Annotated in this window: 18 protein-coding genes and 1 pseudogene; 11 read left to right on the top strand and 8 right to left on the bottom strand. The window is 66.0% G+C overall.

From position 1 onward, the window contains the following. Positions 1-53 precede the first annotated feature (53 nt). The 3 genes from AC1DS0_RS29605 to AC1DS0_RS29595 all read left to right on the top strand — a co-directional run bounded on the left by AC1DS0_RS29605 (position 54) and on the right by AC1DS0_RS29595 (position 3,957). On the top strand, positions 54-1,010 hold the full coding sequence (locus AC1DS0_RS29605) for a Bug family tripartite tricarboxylate transporter substrate binding protein (protein ID WP_476817791.1): 957 nt from the start codon (positions 54-56) through the stop codon (positions 1,008-1,010). Positions 1,011-1,079: 69 nt separating this feature from the next. Beyond that, positions 1,080-1,982 (top strand): GntR family transcriptional regulator, encoded by a 903-nt coding sequence (locus AC1DS0_RS29600; RefSeq protein ID WP_476817790.1) that lies wholly within the window; start codon positions 1,080-1,082, stop codon positions 1,980-1,982. A 265-nt stretch (positions 1,983-2,247) separates the two neighbouring features. After that, positions 2,248-3,957: an MFS transporter gene (locus tag AC1DS0_RS29595; protein WP_476817789.1), complete on the top strand. Its 1,710-nt coding sequence runs from the start codon at positions 2,248-2,250 to the stop codon at positions 3,955-3,957. 93 nt (positions 3,958-4,050) lie between these two features. On the opposite strand, the gene AC1DS0_RS29590 is transcribed toward AC1DS0_RS29595, so the two are convergent. Continuing rightward, positions 4,051-4,989 (bottom strand): LysR family transcriptional regulator, encoded by a 939-nt coding sequence (locus AC1DS0_RS29590; protein WP_476817788.1) that lies wholly within the window; start codon positions 4,987-4,989, stop codon positions 4,051-4,053. Positions 4,990-5,257: 268 nt separating this feature from the next. Here AC1DS0_RS29590 and AC1DS0_RS29585 point away from each other — a divergent pair, with 268 nt between their 5' ends. Then, positions 5,258-6,055: an alpha/beta fold hydrolase gene (locus tag AC1DS0_RS29585; RefSeq protein ID WP_476817787.1), complete on the top strand. Its 798-nt coding sequence runs from the start codon at positions 5,258-5,260 to the stop codon at positions 6,053-6,055. A 92-nt stretch (positions 6,056-6,147) separates the two neighbouring features. Here the strand turns inward: AC1DS0_RS29585 and AC1DS0_RS29580 are convergent, their stop codons facing one another. The 4 genes from AC1DS0_RS29580 to AC1DS0_RS29565 form a co-directional block, all read right to left on the bottom strand. Further along, positions 6,148-7,617, bottom strand: coding sequence for an aldehyde dehydrogenase family protein (locus tag AC1DS0_RS29580; RefSeq protein WP_476817786.1), 1,470 nt, complete (start codon positions 7,615-7,617; stop codon positions 6,148-6,150). A 48-nt stretch (positions 7,618-7,665) separates the two neighbouring features. Next, complete coding sequence (gene mdlC, locus AC1DS0_RS29575; protein WP_476817785.1) at positions 7,666-9,306, bottom strand: benzoylformate decarboxylase; 1,641 nt, start codon at positions 9,304-9,306, stop codon at positions 7,666-7,668. 67 nt (positions 9,307-9,373) lie between these two features. Further along, positions 9,374-10,678 carry an MFS transporter gene (locus tag AC1DS0_RS29570; RefSeq protein WP_476817784.1) on the bottom strand — a complete coding sequence of 435 codons (1,305 nt, stop codon included), beginning with the start codon at positions 10,676-10,678 and terminating at the stop codon, positions 9,374-9,376. 154 nt (positions 10,679-10,832) lie between these two features. Further along, positions 10,833-11,786, bottom strand: a complete 954-nt coding sequence (locus AC1DS0_RS29565; protein ID WP_476817783.1) for a LysR family transcriptional regulator — start codon at positions 11,784-11,786, stop codon at positions 10,833-10,835. 321 nt (positions 11,787-12,107) lie between these two features. Here AC1DS0_RS29565 and AC1DS0_RS29560 point away from each other — a divergent pair, with 321 nt between their 5' ends. From AC1DS0_RS29560 to AC1DS0_RS29530, 7 genes and pseudogenes are all read left to right on the top strand, one after another. Beyond that, on the top strand, positions 12,108-12,917 hold the full coding sequence (locus tag AC1DS0_RS29560) for an IclR family transcriptional regulator (protein WP_476817782.1): 810 nt from the start codon (positions 12,108-12,110) through the stop codon (positions 12,915-12,917). Next, the gene (locus tag AC1DS0_RS29555) at positions 12,914-14,119 is read left to right on the top strand and encodes an aminotransferase-like domain-containing protein (RefSeq protein WP_476817781.1); all 1,206 of its coding nucleotides are present in this window, start codon (positions 12,914-12,916) and stop codon (positions 14,117-14,119) included. Before AC1DS0_RS29560 ends, AC1DS0_RS29555 begins: the two co-directional genes overlap by 4 nt. Before the next feature lie 415 nt (positions 14,120-14,534). After that, a pseudogene (locus AC1DS0_RS29550) lies at positions 14,535-15,314 on the top strand (cache domain-containing protein); the annotation flags it as partial. Positions 15,315-15,982: 668 nt separating this feature from the next. Continuing rightward, positions 15,983-16,237 (top strand): ATP-binding protein, encoded by a 255-nt coding sequence (locus tag AC1DS0_RS29545; protein WP_476817810.1) that lies wholly within the window; start codon positions 15,983-15,985, stop codon positions 16,235-16,237. An 83-nt stretch (positions 16,238-16,320) separates the two neighbouring features. After that, positions 16,321-16,938 carry a response regulator gene (locus tag AC1DS0_RS29540; protein WP_476817780.1) on the top strand — a complete coding sequence of 206 codons (618 nt, stop codon included), beginning with the start codon at positions 16,321-16,323 and terminating at the stop codon, positions 16,936-16,938. Positions 16,939-17,379: 441 nt separating this feature from the next. After that, the gene (locus AC1DS0_RS29535; protein WP_476817779.1) at positions 17,380-17,712 is read left to right on the top strand and encodes a hypothetical protein; all 333 of its coding nucleotides are present in this window, start codon (positions 17,380-17,382) and stop codon (positions 17,710-17,712) included. Beyond that, on the top strand, positions 17,702-17,935 hold the full coding sequence (locus AC1DS0_RS29530) for a hypothetical protein (protein ID WP_476817778.1): 234 nt from the start codon (positions 17,702-17,704) through the stop codon (positions 17,933-17,935). Before AC1DS0_RS29535 ends, AC1DS0_RS29530 begins: the two co-directional genes overlap by 11 nt. 35 nt (positions 17,936-17,970) lie before the next feature. Here AC1DS0_RS29530 and AC1DS0_RS29525 read toward each other — a convergent pair whose 3' ends face one another. The 3 genes from AC1DS0_RS29525 to AC1DS0_RS29515 form a co-directional block, all read right to left on the bottom strand. After that, entirely contained in the window at positions 17,971-19,557 is a 1,587-nt protein-coding gene (locus AC1DS0_RS29525; RefSeq protein ID WP_476817777.1) for an ABC transporter substrate-binding protein, read from the bottom strand. A gap of 64 nt (positions 19,558-19,621) precedes the next feature. Continuing rightward, complete coding sequence (locus AC1DS0_RS29520; RefSeq protein ID WP_476817776.1) at positions 19,622-21,292, bottom strand: amidohydrolase; 1,671 nt, start codon at positions 21,290-21,292, stop codon at positions 19,622-19,624. Positions 21,293-21,608: 316 nt separating this feature from the next. Then, the coding region (locus tag AC1DS0_RS29515) for an autotransporter outer membrane beta-barrel domain-containing protein (protein WP_476817775.1) at positions 21,609-22,139 on the bottom strand (531 nt) is incomplete at its 5' end.

Raw genomic sequence — 22,139 nt, 5'->3', positions numbered from 1 at the left:
CGGCGCCTCGTGCCGCGACCACGCGAGACCAGACCACAAACGGAGGAAAGCCTATGATCGACCGTCGATTTCTACTCGCCTGCGCCGCTGCCTTCATCGCGGCTCCGGCCATGGCCCAGGCCCCGGCTGAACTCAAGATCATAGCCCCGGCCGGACCAGGCGGTGGCTGGGACACGGCCGCGCGCTCGATCCAGCAGGTCCTGGCCAGCACCGGCCTCGCCAAAAGCGTCCAGGTTCTGAACGTCACGGGTGCGGGCGGCACCGTGGGCCTTGCCCAGTTCATCAACGGATCGAAGGGCGATCCGTCCCAGCTGATGGTCAACGGCATCACCATGGTGGGGGCGATCCTGACCAACAAGGCGCCGGTCAGCCTCGACCAGGTCACCCCGCTCGCGCGCCTGACGGGCGATCCGTTGGTCATCGTCGTGCCGGAGAACTCGCCGCACAAGACGATCAAGGACGTGGCCGCAGCCATCAAGGCCGATCCCTCGCGCTTCATCTGGGCCGGCGGATCGGCCGGCGGAGCCGATCACATCCTCGCTGCGCTCGTGACGAAGGCGGCCGGCAGCGATCCCGGCAAGCTGAACTACGTGGCCTTCTCGGGTGGCGGCGAGGCGCTCGCGGCCATGCTCGGGGGGCGGGTGACGGCCGGCGTGTCGGGCTATGGCGAGTTCGAGAGCCAGATCAAGGCAGGCAAGCTGAGGGCCATCGCCCTGTCCTCGGGCAAGCGCCTCGACGGCGCGGATGTCCCGACGCTGAAGGAGCTGGGCATGGACGTCGAGGTCGTCAACTGGCGCGCCGTCATGGCGGCGCCCAGGATCTCGGCTCAGCAACGGCAGGAGCTCACCGCCGTCTTCGACAAGATGGTCAAGTCGAAGGAATGGGCGGAGGTGCTGAAGGTCCGCGGCTGGGACGATTACTACCTTGCCGGAGAGCCTTTCGCCGCCTTCCTCAAAGCGGAGCAGGTCCGCGTCGCCGACGTTCTGCGCTCGATCGGACTCGTCAAATAAGCTTCGAATCGCCGCCCGCCTCGGGTAGATGCTCTCGTCGGCGGCTTCGTCGGCCGGAGGGAGCGCATCGTGGCACGGACGAGCGGACAGGACCTCGGAGAGACGCTGGCGGCGAAGCTGCTCGGAGAGATCCGGGAGTTGCGGCTCGCCGCCGGGACGCATCTGCGCGCACAGGATCTCGCGACCCGTCTCGGCGTCTCGCGCTTCCCGGTGGGCCAGGCTCTTCAACTGCTCGCCGGCAAGGGCGTGCTGCGCCATGAGCCCAACCGCGGCTATTTTGTCGGCGAGAGCGAGCCTCCCAGCGCAGAAGAGCTGGGGCTCGCCAGCACCGACGGCCGCGATGCGATCTATTTCCGGATCGCGGAGGATCGTCTTGGCGGCGTGCTTCCCGACCAGATCACGGAAGCCGAGCTGCGCGAGCGCTACGGGTTGACGCGGGCCAAGCTCACGATGGTGCTGACGCGCATCAGCTCCGAGGGCTGGGCCGAGCGACGCGCCGGCTATGGCTGGACTTTCCTGCCGGTCCTGAACACGCCGGAAAGCCTGGAGCAGAGCTACCGGCTCCGTCTTGTCCTCGAGCCTGCGGCCCTCCTCGAGCCGGGCTACGACCTTCCGCCCGAGCAGATAGCCATCTGCCGCCATGCCGAGGAGAGGCTGCTCGCGGGTGCCATCGAGACCGACTCCGCTGACGCGCTGCACGAGCGCGGGGTGCGCTTTCATGAGACGATCGTCGGAGCGAGCGGCAACCCGTTCTTCCTCGATACGATCAGGCGGCTCAATCGCGTGCGCCGCCTGCTGTCCTACCGGTCGATGCTGGACCGCAAGCGTTACCGCGCGCAATGCGAGGAGCACCTCGCCATCCTCGACAGCCTCGCGCGCCGCGATCAGGACGAAGCTGCCGACCGACTGCGCGCCCATTTGGCCCACACGATCGAGAATCTGGCGCGCATTCGCCCGATCCTGTCGCGCTGAAGCATGGTCTTCCCATTGCGACGGCTGAGAAGTGATATTGCATTGCAATATAATGGGTTTCGGATGCGGCATGCTTGTCGAAGCTCAACCGACCCATCGGCGTCAGCCTGGAATACGGGGCGTATCATTGGCCCGAAGCCGCCCCTGAAACCCAGATGCGCCACAGCCTCCGTTCCTGAAACCCGAAAGCAGTCTCAAATCATCTGATGATGGACAATGGCGCAGCGCCGCTTCCCATCGCCCGCCGGCATGCTCTAACTGTGGCATGCCGCAAGAGCCCGCCACGCAGACCACTGCCGAAACCGCCGAAGCCGACCTCGCCGCCGAGGGCCTGAAGCCAGATGACGGGCGCTATTCGGCCTTTGCGCCGTTGCGCCAGCCGATCTTCCGTGCGGTCTGGATCGCTAGCCTTGCCTCGAACTTCGGCGGCCTGGTCCAGATGGTGGGCGCAGCCTGGCTGATGACCTCGCTCTCCAATTCGCCGGACATGGTCGCGCTCGTCCAGGCCTCGACCGCGCTGCCGGTGATGCTGTTCTCGCTTGCCGCCGGCGCGATCGCGGACAATTACGACCGTCGCCGCATCCTGCTGACGGCGCAGGGCTTCATGCTCGCTGTTTCGATCATGCTGGCGGTTTTCGCCTGGTATGGGCTGCTCTCGCCCTGGCTGCTCCTGACCTTCACCTTCCTGCTCGGTTGTGGCAACGCGCTCAACAACCCGGCCTGGCAGTCCTCGGTCGGCGACATGGTACCGCGACCCGAGGTGCCGGCGGCGGTGACGCTGAACAGCGTCGCCTTCAACATTGCTCGCAGCGTCGGCCCGGCGATCGGTGGCGCCATCGTCGCCGCCTTCGGCGCGGTCGCGGCCTTCGTCGTCAATGCCTTCAGCTATATCGGCCTGCTCGTCGTGCTGGCCCGCTGGCAGCCGCCACGCGTCGAGCGCGTGCTGCCGCGCGAGACGTTCCTGCTCGCGATGGGCGCCGGCCTCCGCTATGTCGCGATGTCGCCCAATATCCGCGCCGTCATCCTGCGCGCTTCCCTCTTCGGCTTTGGCGGTATCGTCGGTCTCGCTTTGATGCCGCTGGTCGCGCGCGATCTCGTGCGCGGCGGCCCGCTGACATACGGCATCCTGCTGGGAGCCTTCGGCGCCGGCGCGGTCGCCGGAGCCTTCGTCAGCGCCCGGCTGCGCCGTCGTTTCAGCACCGAGACCCTCGTTCGCCTGACCTTCCTGGCCTATGCGGCCGCGGCCCTGGTGGTGGGACTGAGCCCGACCCTATGGCTCACAATGCCGGCGCTTGCGGTCGGCGGCTCCTGCTGGGTGCTGGCGCTCTCGACCTTCAATTCGACGGTGCAGCTATCGGCGCCGCGCTGGGTGGTGGGGCGCGCGCTTGCGCTCTACCAGATGGCGGCCTTCGGCGGCATGGCCGCGGGCAGCTGGGCCTGGGGCTGGGTCACCCTCCATTCCGGTCCGGCCGGCGGCCTCACCGCGGCGGCGGTCGCACTGGTCTTCGGCGCGGCCGCCGGGCTGCGGTACCAGTTGCCCCCGCTCGAGGCGCTCAATCTCGATCCGCTCGGCCGCTGGCGAAAGCCCGAGGTCGCGGTCGATATCGAGCCGCGCAGCGGCCCGGTCTTCGTCACCATCGAATGGCGGATCAGGCAGGAGGATGTGGTCGAGTTCCTGAAGGCAATGGAGGAACGCCGGCGCATCCGCCGCCGCGACGGTGCCCGCCACTGGTCGCTGCTGCGCGACCTGACCGATGCCGAGCTCTGGATCGAGCGCTACGACAGCCCGACCTGGGTCGAATATGTCCGCCAGGCCCAGCGCGTCACCCAGGCTGACGCCGAGATCGGCGACCGGGTCAGGGATCTGCATATCGGGCCCGAGCCGCCGGTCGTGCACCGCATGGTCGAGCGTCAGACCGGCGTGCTGCCGCGGGAGATACTGCGCGCGACGCGTCAAGCGCAGGCGTCGCCCTGAGCGGCGGCGGCCAAGCCGCTCAACGTCGCGATCACTTGCACGAAGGAGGCCCGTGATCGGGAGTGCTCGGTGTCGGCAGGCGGATGAAGGACCCTAGAAGTCGCCCGCGATTGACGCCGGCCGGGCGCGCAGGTGCTGCCACAGCGCTTCCGCGACGGGGCCATGGAGTCGGTCGCGCCGGCGTATGGCCGCCACGGTTTCGACCCGGCCAGGCAGATGTTCCCCAGCGATCGAGAGCAGCCTGCCATCCTTGAGCTCCTCGTGGATGAGCCATGCCGGCAGATGCCCCCAGGCGAGCCCGTGGAGGATCAGCTCCTTCTTCATCTGATGGTCCGGGACGGAGCAGCGCTGCGAGCCCTCGACCAGGAAATAACTATCCGGCGAGGGCTGTCGCGCCGTGTCGCGGATGACGCATTGGGTATAGGGCCGCATCTGCTCGGGCGTGATCGTCAGCCTGGCGGCGGCCGGCAGGAACCCTGGCGCCACCACCGGAACGAACTCGACGGTGCAAAGATCGACCCGTTCGAGACGCGGATCCGACGGGTCGGCGCGATGCAGGATCAGGTCGGCATGACCCTCCAGCAGGCGCTCGAGCGGTCCGTTGATCGTCTCATACTCCAAATGGAGGCGCGTCCGCTTGTGGCCAGCGAAGAACCGGCCGAGCAGGCGCAACGCAGGTGGCCGCGGACAGACATCCCCCAGAACGACGCGCAGAATCGTTTCCTCGCCGCTCGCCAGTTGATCGGCATAGCCGTGCAGATGGTCGAGCTCGCGCAGCATCAGCCGGGCGCGCGCATGAAACAGCGCCCCCGCCTCGGTCAGACACACCCTGTAGCCGCTGCGGTCGAGCAAGGTCAGCTTGAGCGCATGTTCGAGACGGGAGACAGCCGCGAACACCGATGGGTGCGAGCGATTCAAGGCGAGCGCCGCGGCCTGAAAGCTGCCTTGGCTGGCGACGGCGTCGAAACACTTGAGATCGTGAAGCTTCAGCTCATTCAATGTCATTATTTCCGACAGAGATTTTCGGATCATAGTAATATTCTACGACGCTGGCATGGCCTAGCCATATGTGCGGCCGGCACTTCATCCGCCGTGTCCCCGGGGGCGGGCCAGAGCCGAGCCCCGTTCGATCAGAAGGACATGCGGCATGGCCGGTTTCGTCACGCGTCGCAGCGCAATCGCGCTCGGTGGCTGCGCCCTCATGGCGCCAGGTCTGGCCGCAGCGCAATCAGCCGGCGGATCCAGCCCCGACGCAGCGCGAAACGCTGCCAACCCAAATCAGACCAGCAATGAGAGCAAGATGACCGAGACCCGTCATTTCACCGCCGGCGACGGCTGCCGCATCGCCTACCAGCTGACCGGCAGCGCCGACCGGCCCGTCCTGGTGCTGTCGAATTCGATCGCGACCTCGCTCCACATGTGGGACGGGCAGGTGCAGACGCTGTCGGAAACCTACCGCGTGCTGCGCTATGATTTTCGCGGGCATGGCAAGTCCGATACGCCGGTCGGCGCCTATTCGGTCGACCGGTTGGGGCGCGATGTGATCGAGCTGCTCGATTCGCTGGAGATCAAGCAGGCGCATTTCTGTGGCCTGTCGATGGGGGGCTGGATCGGGCAATGGCTCGCCGTCCATGCGCCGGATCGGATCGGCCGGCTCATCCTCTCCAACACTGCGGCCTATCTCGGGCCGCCTTCCAATTTCGACGTGCAGATCCGGGCGGTGCTCGCGGTCAAGGACATGTCGGACACGGCGGACCAGTTCATGCGCAACTGGTTTCCCGCCTCGATGCTGGCGGGCCCGAACGAGATCGTCGACACCTTCCGGGCCATGGTCATAGCGACGCCGCCGCGAGGTCTCGCCGGATGTTTCGCGGCTCTGCGTGATAACGATCTGCGCCGGACGATCGCGCTGATCAAGGTGCCGACGCTGGTGATCGGGGGTATAGACGACAAGGTGACCCTGGCCAGCCACAGCGAGGAAATCGCAGCGGCGATTCCGGGCGCCAAGCTAGTGCTGATGCCGGGTGTTCACATGCTCAATGTCGAGCGACCGGCGGAATTCCTTGACGCAGTGACGGGCTTCCTGGCGGCTGCATAGGAACAGGCCTTGCGAGACGGCCTCGCGGCAGCTCAGGCGATGACTTGTTCGTTGCCTGGCTCGTCACGACCCCATCCTCTCAGGGACCGGGGCTATGACAAAACCGGAGGCAGCTCGGTTGCCTTCAGAGCGATGTGCTTGACCTCCTGAAAGTCGTGCAGGGAGGCTAGGCCGTTCAACCGGCCGATGCCGCTCTGCTTGAAGCCGCCTTCCTCGAACTCGTCGTGGATGGCGGCCCAGTCATTGATCCAGACCGTGCCGACTTGGAGTGCCCGCGCAAGGCGAAGCATCCGGCCGGGGTTGCGGCTCCAGATGCTGGCCGCCAGGCCGAAATCGCTGTTGTTGGCGAGGTCGATGGCAGCTGCCTCGCCCTCGAAAACCTGGAAGGTCGCCACCGGCCCGAAGACCTCTTCCTGAACGATCGCCAGTTCCGGATCGGAGACCTCTAGCAGCGTGGGCCGATAGAACGCTCCGGCAACCAGCGCGGGTTCGGGCGCGGGGCCGCCACGGACGATGGCGCGGGCGCCTTCGGCCAGTGCCTTTTCCACCATGGCGTCGACGCGCGCGACGCTTTGCCGATCGATCAGCGGACCCATCTCGCTCGCCGGGTCGGAGGCCGGGCCGAGCCGGACTTTGGCCAGGCGCTCGGCAAGGGCCTGCCGCAGCCGGTCGGCAATCCCGCGTTCCGCCAGGATACGGCTGCCGGCCATGCAGAACTGGCCGGCGAAGACGGTAATCGCCTTTTCGAGCACGGGCAGCGCAGCCTCGATATCGGCATCGTCGAACACGATCATCGGCGTCTTGCCGCCGAGCTCCAGGCCAAAACGCTTGAGGCGGATGGCGCCGGCGGCCGCGATCGCGCGGCCTGTGCGGGTGCTGCCGGTGAAGCTGATCACCGGGACGTCGGGTGACTCAACCAGGAATGCCGAGCCGGCAATGCCACTCTCGGAAAAGATGTTGACGACGCCCGCCGGCAGCTCGGCGATCTCCGACAGGATACGCGCGATGAAGGCGTTCACCTGCGCGGTTTGGCCGGGCATCTTGGCGACGACGGTGGTGCCGGCGGCGAGCGCCGGACCAAGCGAGCGCATCAGCAGGACCACGGGGCTGTTCCACGGCACGATCAGGCCGGCAACGCCGATAGGCTCATGCAGGACCATCGAATAGGCATCCGGCCGGACCGCCAGAGCGCGGCCATGCTGGGCGAGCGCGAGCGCGGCGCAATAGCGCAACTTCGACGGGACGGTCGCGACCTCGAATCTGGCTTCCGGCAGGATCTTGCCGTTCTCCGTTGCCAGGATTTGCGCCAACTCGCCGGCGCGCGCTTCGATGCGGTCGGCGATCGCATTGAGGACGCGGGCGCGCAAGCGCCGGTCATCGCGCCAGTCGCCGTGCAGGAAGACCCTTCGCGCCACGGCCACGGCGCGCTCGGCATCGGCCTGCGCCGCATCCGCGAACGACCCTATGGTTCCTCCGGTGGCCGGATCGATGCTGGGAGCATGGACGGGGCTGTCGCACCACTCCCCGTCGATCCAGTTCAAGGCATGCGGCAGCTGTGCCATGGGGCGATTTCCTGATGGGTTGGTGGCGAGCCGTGGCAGCGGTCGCTGTCAGTCGAGCCCGTAGAGGCCGGGCACGGCCCGGTCGATCACGACTTCGACGAGTGTCGGCGAGGTGCTGGCGAACGTCTGCGCGAGGGCAGGCGCCAGATCAGCGGCGCGCTCGACGCGCAGCGCTGCGCAGCCATGCCCGGTGGCTAGGGCCGGGAAGTCCAGCCCAGGCAGGTCGATGCCAGGCGGGGCAGGACTCTTCATCAATTGGCTGAAGGCGCGCATGGCGCCGTAGCCACCATTGTTCAGGACCACCACGGTGAGCGGCAGTCGGTGTTGCGCCGCCGTCCATAAGGCCTGGACGGAGTACATCATCGAGCCGTCGCCGATGATGCAGATCACCGGGCGTGCGGGCTCGGCAAGCCCGATGCCGACCGATGCAGGCAAGGCGAAACCCAGTCCGCCGCTCGCCATGCAGTAGAAGCCGTTGTCGCGGATCGGCAGGTGGCGCTGGAGTGCTTCCTTGTGGGAGGGCGCTTCCTCGACGATCACGCTGCCGGGGGGACGCAAATCCGCGATCGTCTGCATGACGAGGCTCGCCGGGATCGGGTCGGCGATGATGATCCGCGGCGCCGGGGAGCGCCCGGCGCCAGCGGGTGGGCGCTCTCGTTGTGGCAGCCGCGCCAGCAACTCGAAGACCGCAGGGCGTATGGACGACAACAGGCTGGCGCCGCCTGCCGCAGATGCGGCGGCATCGCCGTCGTTGGTGATCTGGAGGATCGGCGGCCCTGATCGAAGCCCAGCCAGATCGCCGGCGACGTGGAAGGTGAAGGCCGGTGCGCCGAGAACAAGCACCAGGTCGTATTGCCCGAGCCGCTTGGCGAGAGGTTCGGGTGCCGCCGGCAGGAAGCCATTGAAGAGCGGGTGATCCTCCGGGAATGAGGCTCGATTCGCGACCGGTGCGGTCCAGACGGCCGCCTGGAGACGCTCGGCGAGCGTGACGACGAGCGCCGAGGCATTGTCGCGTGCGACAGCGGCCCCAACGACCATGGCTAGCCGCTCGCTGGCGTCAAGCGCCGAGGCGAAGTCTTGCAGCAGCTCGAGGTCGGGCCCGAAGTCGCGGCTGGTCTGCCGGGGCAGCACCGGGGGGCAGGGGGCCTGCCAGTCGTCCGCGGGGATGGAGACGAAGGTCGGGCCGCAGGGCTTCTGCATCGCGATGGCGTGGGCCTGCGCGATGGCGAGCGGCACGTCCTCGGCGCGCGCGGGCTCGCAGCTCCATTTCACATAGGGCTTCGGAAACTCCGTCGCCGAGGTGGCACCGAGAAAAGGGCGCAACGGAAGCAGCGGCCGAGCCTGCTGGCCAGCGGTGATGACGAGCGGCGTCTGGTTCCGGTAGGCCGTATAGATGCTGCCGAGCGCATGGCCGACGCCGGCGGCGGAATGCAGGTTGACGAATGCCGCAGTGCCGGTGGCCTGGGCATAGCCATCGGCCATCCCGACGACGCTGCTCTCCTGCAGGCCAAGCACATAGCGGAAATCGCTTGGCCAATCGTGCAGGAAGGCGAGTTCGGTCGAGCCGGGATTGCCGAACACCGTGGTCATGCCGAGGGCCCGCAGAAGCGAGATGGTTGCGTCGCGAACGGTGCCGGYCGGCTCCGCGCGCTCCGGGCCCGGAGCTACGGCCTTGTCTGTTGGCTGCATGGTGGTTCCTAGCTGGATCCGGTCCTGCACGAGCCCGGACTGATCCGGGTGAAGGCCAGCGGCTCGCTCAGATCGAGCGGAGCCGGGTTTCGTCAGCGACGACCACGGCCGTTACGGCGATGATCGAGACGATGCTGAAATAGATCACGATGGGCACAAGGCTGCCGCCGCTCCAGGCCAGCAGGCTGGCTGCGATCACAGGCATGGCGCCGCCGCCGAAGATCGTGCCGAACTGCCGGCCCAGCGACACGCCGCTGAAGCGAATGCGGGTGTCCGAGAACAGCTCGGGATAGAAGCTCGAGGTGACCCCGATATGCATCGGCTGGATGAGCGCCCCCGGGATGGCCATGGCGAGCATGACCAGCATGGTGTCGCGGGTCTGCAGCAGCGGGAAGAACAAGAAGGCGACGTAGAGCCCGGCCAGGACGAAGCCGGTGCCCAATACGAGGCGTCGACCGATGCGGTCCGACAGGCTGCCGAAGAGCGGCACCATTCCGATCGCGATGACATTGCCGATGAGGACGCCGCGCAGCAGCGTGGCCTGATCGAGCCCCAGCGTCTTCACGCCATAGGAAAGGCCGAAGATCGAGGTGAGATAGAAGACGCCGGATTCGGCCAGGGCGCAGCAGAACACGATGAAGGCCGGTCGCTTGTAGTTATCGAGCACCTGGAGCAGCGGAATCCGCGTCGGCGCCGTCCGTGCGGCCTCGAACACCGGCGATTCCTCGACTTTGAGCCGGACATAGAAGCCGAGGGCCACGAGCACGATGCTGAACAGGAACGGCACGCGCCAGCCCCAGCCCAGAAGAATGCCGCTCGGCAGCGTCGCCACGAAGGAGACCACCAATGTGGCGATCACGACGCCGGCGAAGTTGCCGGACTGGGCGATCGAGGCGAAGACGCCGCGCTTGCCCTCCGGCGCGCTCTCCAGCATCAGCACCGGCGCCCCGGTGGACTCGCCGCCAAGGGCGAAACCCTGCAGGAAGCGCAGGACCAGCAGCAGAACCGCCGCCCAGATCCCGAGCGAGCCATAGGTCGGCAGAAGACCGATCGCCGTCGTCGACAGCCCCATCAGGATCAACGTCGCCGCCATCACGGGCTTACGGCCGAGCCGGTCGCCGAAATGGCCGAAGAACAGGCCGCCGAGGGGCCTTGCCACGAAGCCGACGGCAAAGATGCCGAGCACCGCGATCGTGCCCGCAACCGGATCCGCATTGGGAAAGAACAGCTTGTCGAATACAAGCGGCGCGAGGAAACCGTACAGCATGAAGTCATACCATTCGATCGCCGAGCCAAGGAAACAGGACAGCGCGACTTTGGAACGGTCTTTCCTGTCAAGCACAGATTGCTTGCCGACGGCCGCTATCGACATGGTCTTCCCCCCGCGAATATTATGGCACTCGCAGAGCTGTTCGCCCGCGAAGCGATTATCGTGAGGCAAAGCATGGCCGTGCGCGCCGCAGGGCGTCGAGCGGCATTTCGGCAAGCATTGTTCGCATTCGGGAAACCGACGCTGGAGCCCCCGATCACCGGCCGCCCGGATCGGGGCCGCCGCTGCACACCGGCGGTCGCACCGGTCGTTCCGGCTGCGCCGCCAGGATATCGACCAGTGCGGCCATGGCCGGTGAGAGGACCGCGTTGCGCAGGGTCGCGAGATGCAGGTTGCAGGAGGCCCAGCTCTCCGCCAGCGGAATGCTGACGAGGCCGCGGCTGGCGACCTCCCGCGCGGTGCTGCGCATCGGCAGCACCGTTATACCCAGCCCTCCCTGCACCACCCGACTGGTCGAGGCGATTCCATGCACGCGAATGCGCGTGACCAGCTCGGCGCCATGGCTTGCTGCCTTCTGGGCCAGCAGGTTGCCGATCGCGGAATCCGGCGGCAGCACCCAATCCTGATCGAGCAGCTCTGCGAACCGAACTGTGGTCCGGCCGGCGAGCGGATGCGCCGGAGGAACCACGATCCCGAGCGCGTCGCATCGATAGGGCCTGAGACGCAGGCCGGGACTGACTTCGGCGCCAAGCAGGATGCCCAGCTCCGCCCGGCCATCGAGCACGCTCTCGGCGACTGCATTGCTGGTCTGTTCTTCAACCGAGAGTCGGACATAGGGATAGCTGCCGAGGAATGTCCGCAATTGCTCGGGCAAGTCATGAAAAAGGGCTGGCCCCGAAACGCTCAGCCGAATCTGCTCCAGGACGCCATCCGTGATGTCCTGCAGCTCACCTTCGAGCTGGTCGATGCCGGCAAGCATCTTGTGCGCATGTGTGGCGATCGCGCGCCCTGGCACTGTCAAGCCGATGCCGCGGCCGGTCCGCTCGATCAGGCGGAAACCCAGAGAGTCTTCCAGGAAGCGGATGCGGCGGCTCGCCGCCGAGACCACGATATGGAGCTCCTCGGCCGCCAGCGAGAGGTTGCCGTGACGTTCGATGCCGGCAATCAGCTTCATGGTCTTGAGGCTGAGCCGGTCGTTGAGCTTCACCATGGCGATCTCCCCCGCGGACGGCTTAGGGCAGGCTTGCCATCAAGCGTACAGGCTTTACTAAAATCTCAAAATATGAGAAATTGATGTGCCTATTGATTCAGCAATATCGAGATAACAAGAAAGTGGAGCAACCAACCTGATGCGCCCCAGATCGTGGAGCTGGCAGCGCTGTGGTCTTAGTTCGTGTGGGCCAAGCACGCGCCCGTGTGAGCGGTTGGGCCAGGAGCACTGCCTTGCGCAAGTGGATGTCGAGAGCCGTAGGGACAGGCCTGTCGGCCGTTCGGCCGACCAGGTCGTGACCCAGACGAGCCGGGGCGAGCTGTGAGCAGCCTCGGGCGCTATATCAAGCTGCTTCGGCTGTTCGGGGAGGCAAAGGGCAGCTGGACGGTGCAGGAGATGGCCGAGGCGCTCGGCGGGCCATCGAGCACGATCTACCGGACTGTGAAGGATCTGGTCGGCGAGGGTTTTCTCGAACCGGCCTATGAGGCGCATTACCGTCTCGGCCCGGCTTTCGTCGAGTTCGATCGGCTCGTCCGCCTGACCGATCCATTGGTCAAGGCCGGGCACTCCCACTTGCACGATCTCGTCACTCAAGCTGGCGTGCCGTGCCTGGCGCTTCTGGCGCGTCTGTATGGTGATACCGTGCTCTGCGTCGCCGATGCAGCCATCGGCAACCTGCCGGCGCGCCCGTCCTACGAGCGTGGGCGGCCGATGCCGCTGGCCAGGGGCGCCACGTCGAAGACGATCCTGTCACTGCTGCCCGCCCGCCGATTGTCGAGGCTCGTGACCGAAAGCCTCGCCGGGATGACCGGCGTCGACGAAGCAGCCACGCGGACAACGCTCGGGGAGCTGCGTGATGTGCTCGCCGGCATACGCCGGTCTGGATACTGCATCACTCGCAGCGAGATCGATGACGGGCTCGTCGGCATCGCCGTGCCGATTGCGGCGACGGGGCTCGGCATCACTGCCAGTGTCAGTCTCGTCCTCGATGCTCGCAGCCTCGACGAGAAGCTGGAGCATCGCCTCGTGCTCCTGCTCGTCGCGTCAGCCAGCCTGCTGGTCGACCAGTTGACGGGCCTGCGTGCGCCCGTCGCCCCGCGCGCAACCTCGAGCCTTCGGGACGTCGAATGATCCAGATGGAACAGCGCTTCTCGCGCTATGCGAACCGTATCGTGCCGTCCGCCATCCGCGGTCTGGCGACCATGGTGAAGGCAGCCGATTGCATATCGTTGGGTCCCGGCGAACCCGATTCTTCGCTCTTTCCCGTGGCTGAAATCCACGACAGTCTCGCCCGCATCCTGTCTCAGCCGGAGCGGACCCGGGCTGCCCTGCAATACGGCCCGAGCGAGGGCGACCCGGCTCTGCGCGAACGAATCTGCGCCTATATGCGCGCCAAAGGCGTGGCATGTGAACGGCAGAACATCCTGCTGACCAATGGCGCTCAGCAAGCGCTCGATCTCGTCACCGAGCTGTTCGTCGAGCCCGGCGCGAGCGTTCTGGTCCAGAGCCCGACCTATCCCGGCGCGCTGCAGATATTCCTCGCGCATGGCGCGAAGGTGCGACCGCTGGAGACGGCAGCACCCGCTGCCGACGAAAGGCCGGGGCTGATCTACGCGATGTCGAATTTCCACAACCCGACCGGGGCCACGCTGTCACTCGCCCAGCGCCGCGAGCTCATCGCCCTGGCGCAGGAGCTGGATACGGTCCTGGTCGAGGATGATCCCTACGAAGTGCTGCGCTATGAGGGTGCGGTGCTGCCGCCGCTCCTGGCCGTCGACACCAAGACGCGCTCGATCGAGGAGGCGCGGACGATCTATCTTGGCACCTTTTCAAAGGCGATTGCGCCGGGCTTTCGTGTTGGCTGGCTGGTGGCGCCGAGCGCCGTCGTCGCCAAACTCGCCCTGATGAAGCAGAGCGAGGACCTGCAGGCCGGCAGCCTGGCCCAGGCTTGCCTGCTCGACCTGTTCGATGGCGTCATCGAGAACCATGCGGACCGGTTGCGCGACGCTTACCGCATCCGGCGGGACACGATGCTGTCGGCACTCCAATCGGAACTCGGCAACCATGCCAGCTGGGTCGCTCCCCAGGGCGGGTTTTTCATCTGGCTGAGTCTCAACGCCGATATTGATGCGCATGCGCTCTTGAGCCGGGCTGCGGCGGCGGGGGTGACCTATGTTCCGGGCTCGGCTTTCCAGCCCGATGGGCAGGCGACAGCGTCGCTGCGCCTCAGCTTTTCGGCCGCGCCGCTCGATCGCATGGAAGAGGGCGTGCGGCGCCTGGCGAAGGTGCTGCGAGACAGCACAGCGCGGGCGGAGGATCGCGTCGCGCGATAGAGCAGAATTCTCGTTCCATCTCGAAGTCGAGGGGGCGAGTGAGCGGCCAGGGCCCAATTCAATCGGCGGCGTGTCAGAGCCAAGCGCCCAGGGTCCGCAGCGGAAGCGGTGCCTCATTCAAGACAGGCTGCGCCGCGGCGATGACCGCCTCGATCTCGGCTGTGGTCTCGCCGATGCGATGACCGGCGCAGACCGCTGCCCTAAGGTCGGCTGAGACGGCCTCAGGTATCGACCTGATTTTGAGCGGCCATGAATGCCTGTCAGTATGGTCCCGCGCAAAGTGGATATCGGTTTGCGCGAAGGTGATGGATAGGGGCGAGGACCGGCACACTTCTTACGTTTCATGACAATCCCAATTTTTTGAAGTGATGGGCATGCTGCGATATCTGCCGCATCGTGATCGGCGGCGCCCCTGGTGACAGTGTTCCGACGCCCGACATCCGCGCTCCTTCTGGTGCTGGGTATCCTGAGCTTGCTGGCATTTGAGACCTGGCGGAGTCACCGGGCGGCACAGGAGGACGCAGAGCGCAACGTCGCCAATCTGGTGAAGCTGTTGTCCGAGCAGACGGGCCGCACCATCCAATCGATCGATCTGAGCCTTCAAGGCATGGCGGCGGAGGCGGCAGGCACGCCCAACCTCGCCGACAACGATCCGCGTTTCGTCGCCGATCTACGCAAGCGGCTGAGTGTCTTGCCCTATGTGCGTGCGTTGTTCGTGGTCGGAGCCGACGGCTTCGTATCGCAGAGCACCAGCTATCCGGCATCGCCACGGGCCAGCCTGGCCGATCGACCTTATTTTACGGTTCAGAAGGACAGCCCGTCCGTGGGGCTGCACATCGATGCTCCCTTGCGCAGTCGCGCGTCGGGGGCCTGGATCGTCGCGCTGTCGCGTCGGATCGAGGGGCTCGACGGCAGATTCGCCGGGGTCACGGTGGCTGTGATCGACCCGATGTATTTCGAGCGCTTCTACAGCCAGCTCTGGGTCAATGGCGGCACGGTCGCCCTGTTTCATAAAGATGGCGTCGAACTCGCCCGTTCTCCGCATAACCACGCCTTGATCGGCACCTCGGCCGCTGGACGGGAAACCTTCAGGCGATTCCGCGACGGGAGTGCTCCGGAGGTCTTCTGGGGGACAAGTCCGATCGACGGCAATGAGCGGGTCGCAAGCTTCAGGGCGCTCGAAAACCTGCCGCTCGTCATGCTCGTAACGATGCGCGAGGCCATCGTCATGCGCTCCTGGCGCTCGCATATGACCGTGACGAGCGTCGGGGCGGCCATCATCATCGTGATGTTCGCCGGCATAGAAGCGCTGACACGGGACCATCGGCTGCAGGAGGAGCGGGCCAGGGCGCGCCTGGCGGAAGCGGAGCGGCTCGAATCGATCGGCCGGTTCGCGGCGGGAGTGGCGCATGATGTCGGAAACCTGCAGAGGATCCTCCGATCCGCCGTCCTGCTGCTGCGCCCGCAAACGGTGGACCGGGCCAAGGCGAGCGAATTGCTGGATCAGATCGACGCCACCCTCACCGTCGGCGGCGAGCTGGTCACCCAGTTGCTGTCGCATGCCCGCACTGGCAGTCGCGCGCCTGGGGTCAATGACCTGAATCTCGTCATATCCGAGGCGCTGCCGATGCTTCATCGCGCTGCGGGGCCGAAGGTGGAGGTCCGCCTGTCGACCGCGGCATCGGCCTTGCCGTGCCGGATCGACCGTCCCCAGCTTCTCGCCGTCCTGCTGAACCTGATCCTGAATGCGCGCGATGCGATGCCGGATGGGGGAAGGGTGTCGCTCGATGTCAGGGACGAGCGTCCTCGGGACAGGGCGGGCGGGGCTGGAGCGAAATCCGCGTGTCGGACAACGGGCAGGGCATGTCGGAAACAGTCCTCGGCCAGGCCTTGGACCCGTTCTTCACGACCAAGACGGCCGGACAGGGCAGCGGCCTGGGACTCAGCCAGGTCCAGACCTTCATCGACGACAGCCAGGGAGGGCTGGAGATCACGAGCGAACAGGGAAAAGGAACGACGATCCGCCTGCGCCTGCCGCTGGCCGAGATCGACGCGGCTGAAGAGGCCGGCTCACGCGCACTGCTATCCGTCCCGGATACGGCGCGCCGGCCCGCTTGATTCTGTGAAATCGACAACCGAGACTGCGATGAGCAAGTCGAGACCCGAACATGATGGGTAGACGAGAGCTGAGAATACTGGTCGTGGACGACCATCCCATCGTCCGTGGGGGACTGAGGGCAATCCTCGAAACTCAGCCGGGTTGGCATGTTTGCGCCGAGGCCGGGAATGGCGAAGAGGCCGTGCGCCTGACGCTCGAGCACGCCCCCGACATCGTGGTGATCGATCACTCCCTGCCGGTGCTGAACGGGTTGGAAGCGGTTCGACAGGTTCTCAGGGCCCTGCCCGACATCCGGATGCTGATCTATACGATGCATGACGATGACGGGCTGATCCACGATGCGCTGAAGGCGGGTGCACGCGGCTATCTGCTCAAGTCCGAGGACGACGGGGAGGTCGTCGCCAGCGTCAGGACACTGGCGGAGGGGAAAACCTATTTCTCGCAGCGCGTGGCGAAATGCCTGCTGGATCAGCTCCTCAGTGGCGAAAAGACCGTGGCATCGCAGACATTGACCGCCCGTGAGCGGGAGGTGGTGCAACTCGTCGCGGAAGGAGAATCGAACAAATCCATCGCGCGCCGCTGGGGCCTCAGCATCAAGACCGTCGATACACACCGCACCTCGGCGATGAAGAAGCTCAATCTGCGTACGGCAGTGGACCTGGCCCGTTACGCGATCCGCAACAGATTGATCGAACCCTAGCCGCGGATCTGATCGAGCGCGATATCGGAGACTGTTCCGCCTTGGCGGGCACCTCATGGCCAAGCCATGGCATGGCTCCGATGATGACCCGATCGGAGATGCGCCCATTAAAATGTGGGGAGAGGCGCTTCGCGTCGAAAGACCCGCTTTCCGGCCGATCTGCAATGCCGGCTGGGCGGGGTCAGCCTTAGGGGAATAGCGGCGCAATACTCAGGTGTTTGCCCGGTTGTCCCATTTTCCCAGCGCCAGCTAGATTGAACTTCCGGGTGACGTTGCGGAATTGATGTCAGAATCGTATCTGGTGTGCCAAAATTGTATTTTGCATATTACTTGGTTCTTTTGTTTTTGGAAACTGAACTCAACGGCGTCTGTATCTTTATTCTCTGCAGGTTCTCAAGCGAAAAGCAGCACTGAAGTGCCAAATTTGATCGGATAAGCAAGGTGTCGATCATCGATCTGCAAAGTCATGTCCTTCTCAAAAAGAGCAGGGACGTCGAGGTGTTCACCCAGTCGATCGCGAAGGTGAATTCCGAAATCAAATTCATGAAGGACATCATCGAGAGAGCGCAGATCAATGACGACGACAAGATCGCCATCCTGTCGAATTTCATCCGCATCTTCGAATTGTCGTTCAAGTCGCTGGTGACGTATTATTCCGTTGCCTACAAGGATCTCGCCGAGCAATTCACGGCTGCGGGCGACCATCCGGCCGCTGCCGACGGTGAGCAATCCGGCGCTTCCACGCGCACCGACGCGGCGGACCATGGCAATTGACCTGCTGATCGGCCGCCGGCCGACCGAGGCCGGCGAGGCGGTGACGCAAGGGGTCGTAGCGGCCGAGCGCGCCGCGCTGACCATCGAGGACGTCGCCTCCCGGGCGGCCCAGACCTTGAGCCAGGGCGCCCATGTCTTCGAAGCTGCCGGCCATGTCGATCGCTCAACGCGCGATCTTGCCGGCGTCGTCGAGACCTTCACCGCAGGCATGGTCACGGTGTGACCGGGGTGGGGAAGTCGGGACTGCCGCCGCTCCGTTCAGCTCGGTCGTGCGCCCCAGAAGAGGGGAATGCCGCGCGGCAGGTCGGTAATGCTGGTGCGCCACGCGCTCTGGGTCTTCCACTGGCCGAGCGGGATGAAGGGCACGTCCTGCCAGGCCTGCTCCTGGATCGCACGGCAGATGCGCTGGCGCTCAGCGAGGTCGGACGCCTCGAACCAGGCGTCGCGCAGCCGCTCGATCTCGGGCGAGGTCAGCCAGCCGCCCGCCGCCTTGCCGTCGCCGCGCAGGCTGATGCTGACCGCCGGGTTGACCAGATCGTTGCCGGACCAGGTGCCGACGAAGGCGCTCCAGCCGCCATTTTCGACCGGCTGCTGGCTGGTCCGCCGCTGCATCACCGTACCCCAGTCGGTCGAGACATAGTCGACATTCATGCCGATGCGGGTGAGCAGGTCCTGCGCGACCAGAGCGAGCGCGTTGATCGCGTCGATGTTCGAGGCCGCGAGCAGCACGACCCGCTCGCCGCGATAGCCGGCGGCCGCAAGATCGCGCTTGGCCTTGGCGAGGTCGCGCGGGCCGAACAGCCCGGTCATGCCCGCATCGTTCGCCATCGGCGTGCCGGGCGTGAAATAGCCGACCCGGTCGTTCCACATCGCCCGATCGTCGCCTGCGATCGCCTGCATGAACGGCGCCTGGTCGACCGCGGCGAGCACGGCGCGCCGGATCGCCGGGTTGTTGAAGGGGGGCTGGAGATGGTTGAACCGGAAAACGCCGATCGAGCCGGCCGGGTCGAGCGTCTCGACGGCGACCTTGTTGTTGTTTTTCAGCAGCGGAATGAGGTCCGGCGGCGGCGCCTCCCACCAGTCAATCTCGCCTGATTGAAGGGCGCCGGCGGCTGTGCCGGCATCGGGAATGGTGACCCATTCGACCCGGTCGAAATGGACGACCTTGGCGCCGGCGACGAAGCTCGGCTTGCCGGGAGCGGGGACATAGCGGTCGAACTTGGCATAGGCGGCAGAGGCGCCGGGGATGCGCTCCGAGGCGAGGAAGCGGAACGGGCCGCTGCCGATCACCTCGGTGATCTGCGTCGTCTGCGGGGTGAGGGCAATCCGCTCCGGCATGATCGCGCACATATACGGGCTGGCCTTGCCGAGCGCTGCGGGCAGGAGCGGAAACGGACGCTTCAGTCGAAAGCGGATCTCGCGATCGGAGGCGGCGGAGAGCTCGTCGGTCGCAGCCATCAGCTTCTGGCCGAACGCATCGGTAGAGGCCCAGCGCCGGATGCTGGCAACACAATCCTGGGCGCGCACCGGCGTGCCGTCATGGAAGAGCAAACCGCCCCGCAAGGTCAGCCGCCATAGCAGGCCATCGTTCTCGACCACATGTCCCGCGACCATCTGCGGCTGCGGCTCGAAGCTGGAATCGAGTCCGTAGAGGGTGTCGAACACCATGAAGCCGTGGTTCCGCGCGATATAGGCCAGGGTCCAGCCCGGATCGACGAAGCTCAGATCGGCATGGGGGGCAAAGCGCAAGGTGCGGGCGCGGTTCGCCTGGGCACGGCCGAGGTTCGGCATGGAAAGCCCTGCGGCGGCGGCTGTCGCCCCGGCGATGAAGTGGCGGCGGTGCATGCTTCCGAACTCCCTTCTTGTCGATTTTTCGTAATGCTATTCGGGCTTTGGTGCGGTGGCGGCCTCAAGCGCTGCCATAGACGAGCCTGCCCTCGAACCAGGTGGCGAGGACCTTCGTCTGCGCGATCGCCAGCGGATCGATCGTCATCAGGTCGCGGTCCAGCATGATCATGTCCGCCGACAATCCCAGTGCGAGCTGGCCGGTGCGGTGGCCGAGCCGCATGGCCGCCGCCGGGTTGGTCGTATAGAGCGGGAGGACCTCGGCGACGCTCACCGCCTGATCGGGTGCGTGCGCGCCATCATGACGCCCGGTCGGATCGCGGCGGGTGACGAGGCCGCACATCGCCTCCCAGGGATCGAGGTCCGGCGCGATCGTACGCCAGTCGGAGGCGGCGACGACGGCAGCGCCGGCGGCGAGGATGTCGCGAACCGGCCAGACCGTGGCATAGCGCTCGGCGCCGACCATCCTCTCATGCGTCAGGCTCGCCGAATTGGGATGCCAGAGCGGCGGGCACATGTCGTGGAGGACATTCAGCTCGGCCAGGCGCGGAATGTCCGCTGCGGTGATGAACTGGCCATGGGCGATCTGGTGCTGCGGTCCGCCTGGGCCGTTGCGGCGGCGCACCTGTTCGACGGCATCGAGCACCATGCGGATCGCACGGTCGCCCACCGCGTGCACTTTCACGCCGAAGCCGTCCCGGTCGAAATCGGCGATCGCCTCGGTCAATTCGTCAAGCGTCAGCGACGTCGGGACCGGCGGTTCGTCGGGCGCGATGGCATAGGGGGAGAGCATTGCGGCCGTGCGCAGCGATGGCACGCCGTCGAGGAAGATCTTGGCGAAATCGGCATTCATATGCCGGCCGCAGAGCTCGCGGCGCTGCTCGCGCATGAGCTTGGCTTCGTCGGCTGTATAGCCGGAGCAGGTCGGGCTCAAAGCGAGATGGAAGGCGGCCCAGCAGGTCAGGGCGCCGGCATCATCGAGGCTCCGGTAGAACTGCAGCATCTCCAGGCTCGCCGATGCATCGGCGAAGCCGGTGATGCCCAGGCTGTTGAGGTAGGCGATCGAGGCGCGCGCCGCCTCGGCCTTCCCGGCTGCGGACAATTCGGGAATGGCGGCGGTGACGGCCCAGGCTCCGGATTCGACGAGCAGGCCGGTCGGTTGCCCCGAAGCGTCTTTGACAATCTCACCATCCGGTGGATTGGGCGTCGCCGCATCGACGCCGGCGATCCGCAAGGCGGCGGAGTTGGCGAAATGGCCATGGCCGCTGAGATGCTGCATGACCACCGGCCGGCCGTGGCTGACAGCATCGAGGGCCGCGAGCGCTCCGGGTTCGCGCATCCGGCGCAAGGCGAGCGCTCCATAGGAGTTGGCGACGACCCAATCGCCCCCATCCTGGCGGGCGCAGGCAACTTCGATCTTGCCCAGGATCGTGCCGAAATCGTCGGCCGTGTCGAGCGCCGTCGTATGGAGACGCGCGATCATGCTGGAGAGGAGATGGACATGGAAGTCGATCAGCCCCGGCATCAGCATGCGGCCGCCAAGGTCGACGAGAGTGGTTGCCTCTCCGCGGAGCGCCATGACCTGCGCGCGCGTGCCGAGCCCGACGATCCGGCCGCCGGCGACGGCAAGGGCTTCCACCACCGGGTTCGCCGCGTCCATCGTGCGGATCACCCCGTTATGCAGGATCGTTTCAGCCGCGGGCTCGGGCTTTGCTGCCTTCGGTCGATCGGTCATCCCTATCCCCTCGAAAGTGGTGTCGGGTGACCCAAACAAAAAAACCGGCGCTTCCGCCCCGGCCCTCGCGAGCCTGGAGAAAAAGCGCCGGTTCGAATTGTTTCCCTGGAGGCCCGTCTCGAAGAAGGGCTTCCAGCACAAGTCACCTAGCAAGTTCAGTACGTGTCGAAATGGCCTCTCTGTCAACCGTCGCGATGATCGCTAGGCGCAACCGTCTCGATCGTCTGCACGAGTGGAGGACCTTGCCGCAGCAGCATGCCTCCAGATGCGCAACTTTTCCGTACTTGTCAGACGCGTTTCGGCAAGGTCTCTCTCGTTAGAACCGCATCTCGACCTTGCCCTTGAGGGCGTGGTCGCGGGAGCGTTCGCCGATTGCGGCGGAGTAGGTCAGGCCGAGCGCGGTGGCTTGCGATATCCGCCAGTCGAGGCCGGCCTCGGCGACGAGTGCCTCACGGTCGATCCGGGCGGCGAAGACCTGCGCCGGCGTGGTGCCGACGACGAAGGCGGTGCGCGCCTGCGGCGTGAGCTCGCCAAAGCCGTGGCGCCAACCGAGCATGGCCCGGGCGAACAAGGGCATCGCCCCGAGCTGCGCCTCGGCCCGAAGACCCAGCGTGGTGAAGCCCAGCGTCTGGTCGGAGGAGAGAATGCGCAAGGCCGCAGCTCCGCCACGCTCGGTGCCGGCATCCGTGCTGACGCGGATCAGCGCCAACTGCGCGAAGGGTTCGAGCGCGACCCCGCGGAAGGCGAAGGCATAGCCGAGCTCGGCAAAGCCCTGCGTCACCGAGCCCGGACGCTGCAGGCGCAGGAGATCGCCGAAGCCGCGGATCTGGACCTGGCGGCGGATGTC

The organism is Allobosea sp. P4_H5 (genome assembly GCF_056400825.1).
The sequence above is the reverse complement of the archived record's forward strand: the minus strand, read 5'-3'. Positions and strand labels throughout refer to the sequence as shown.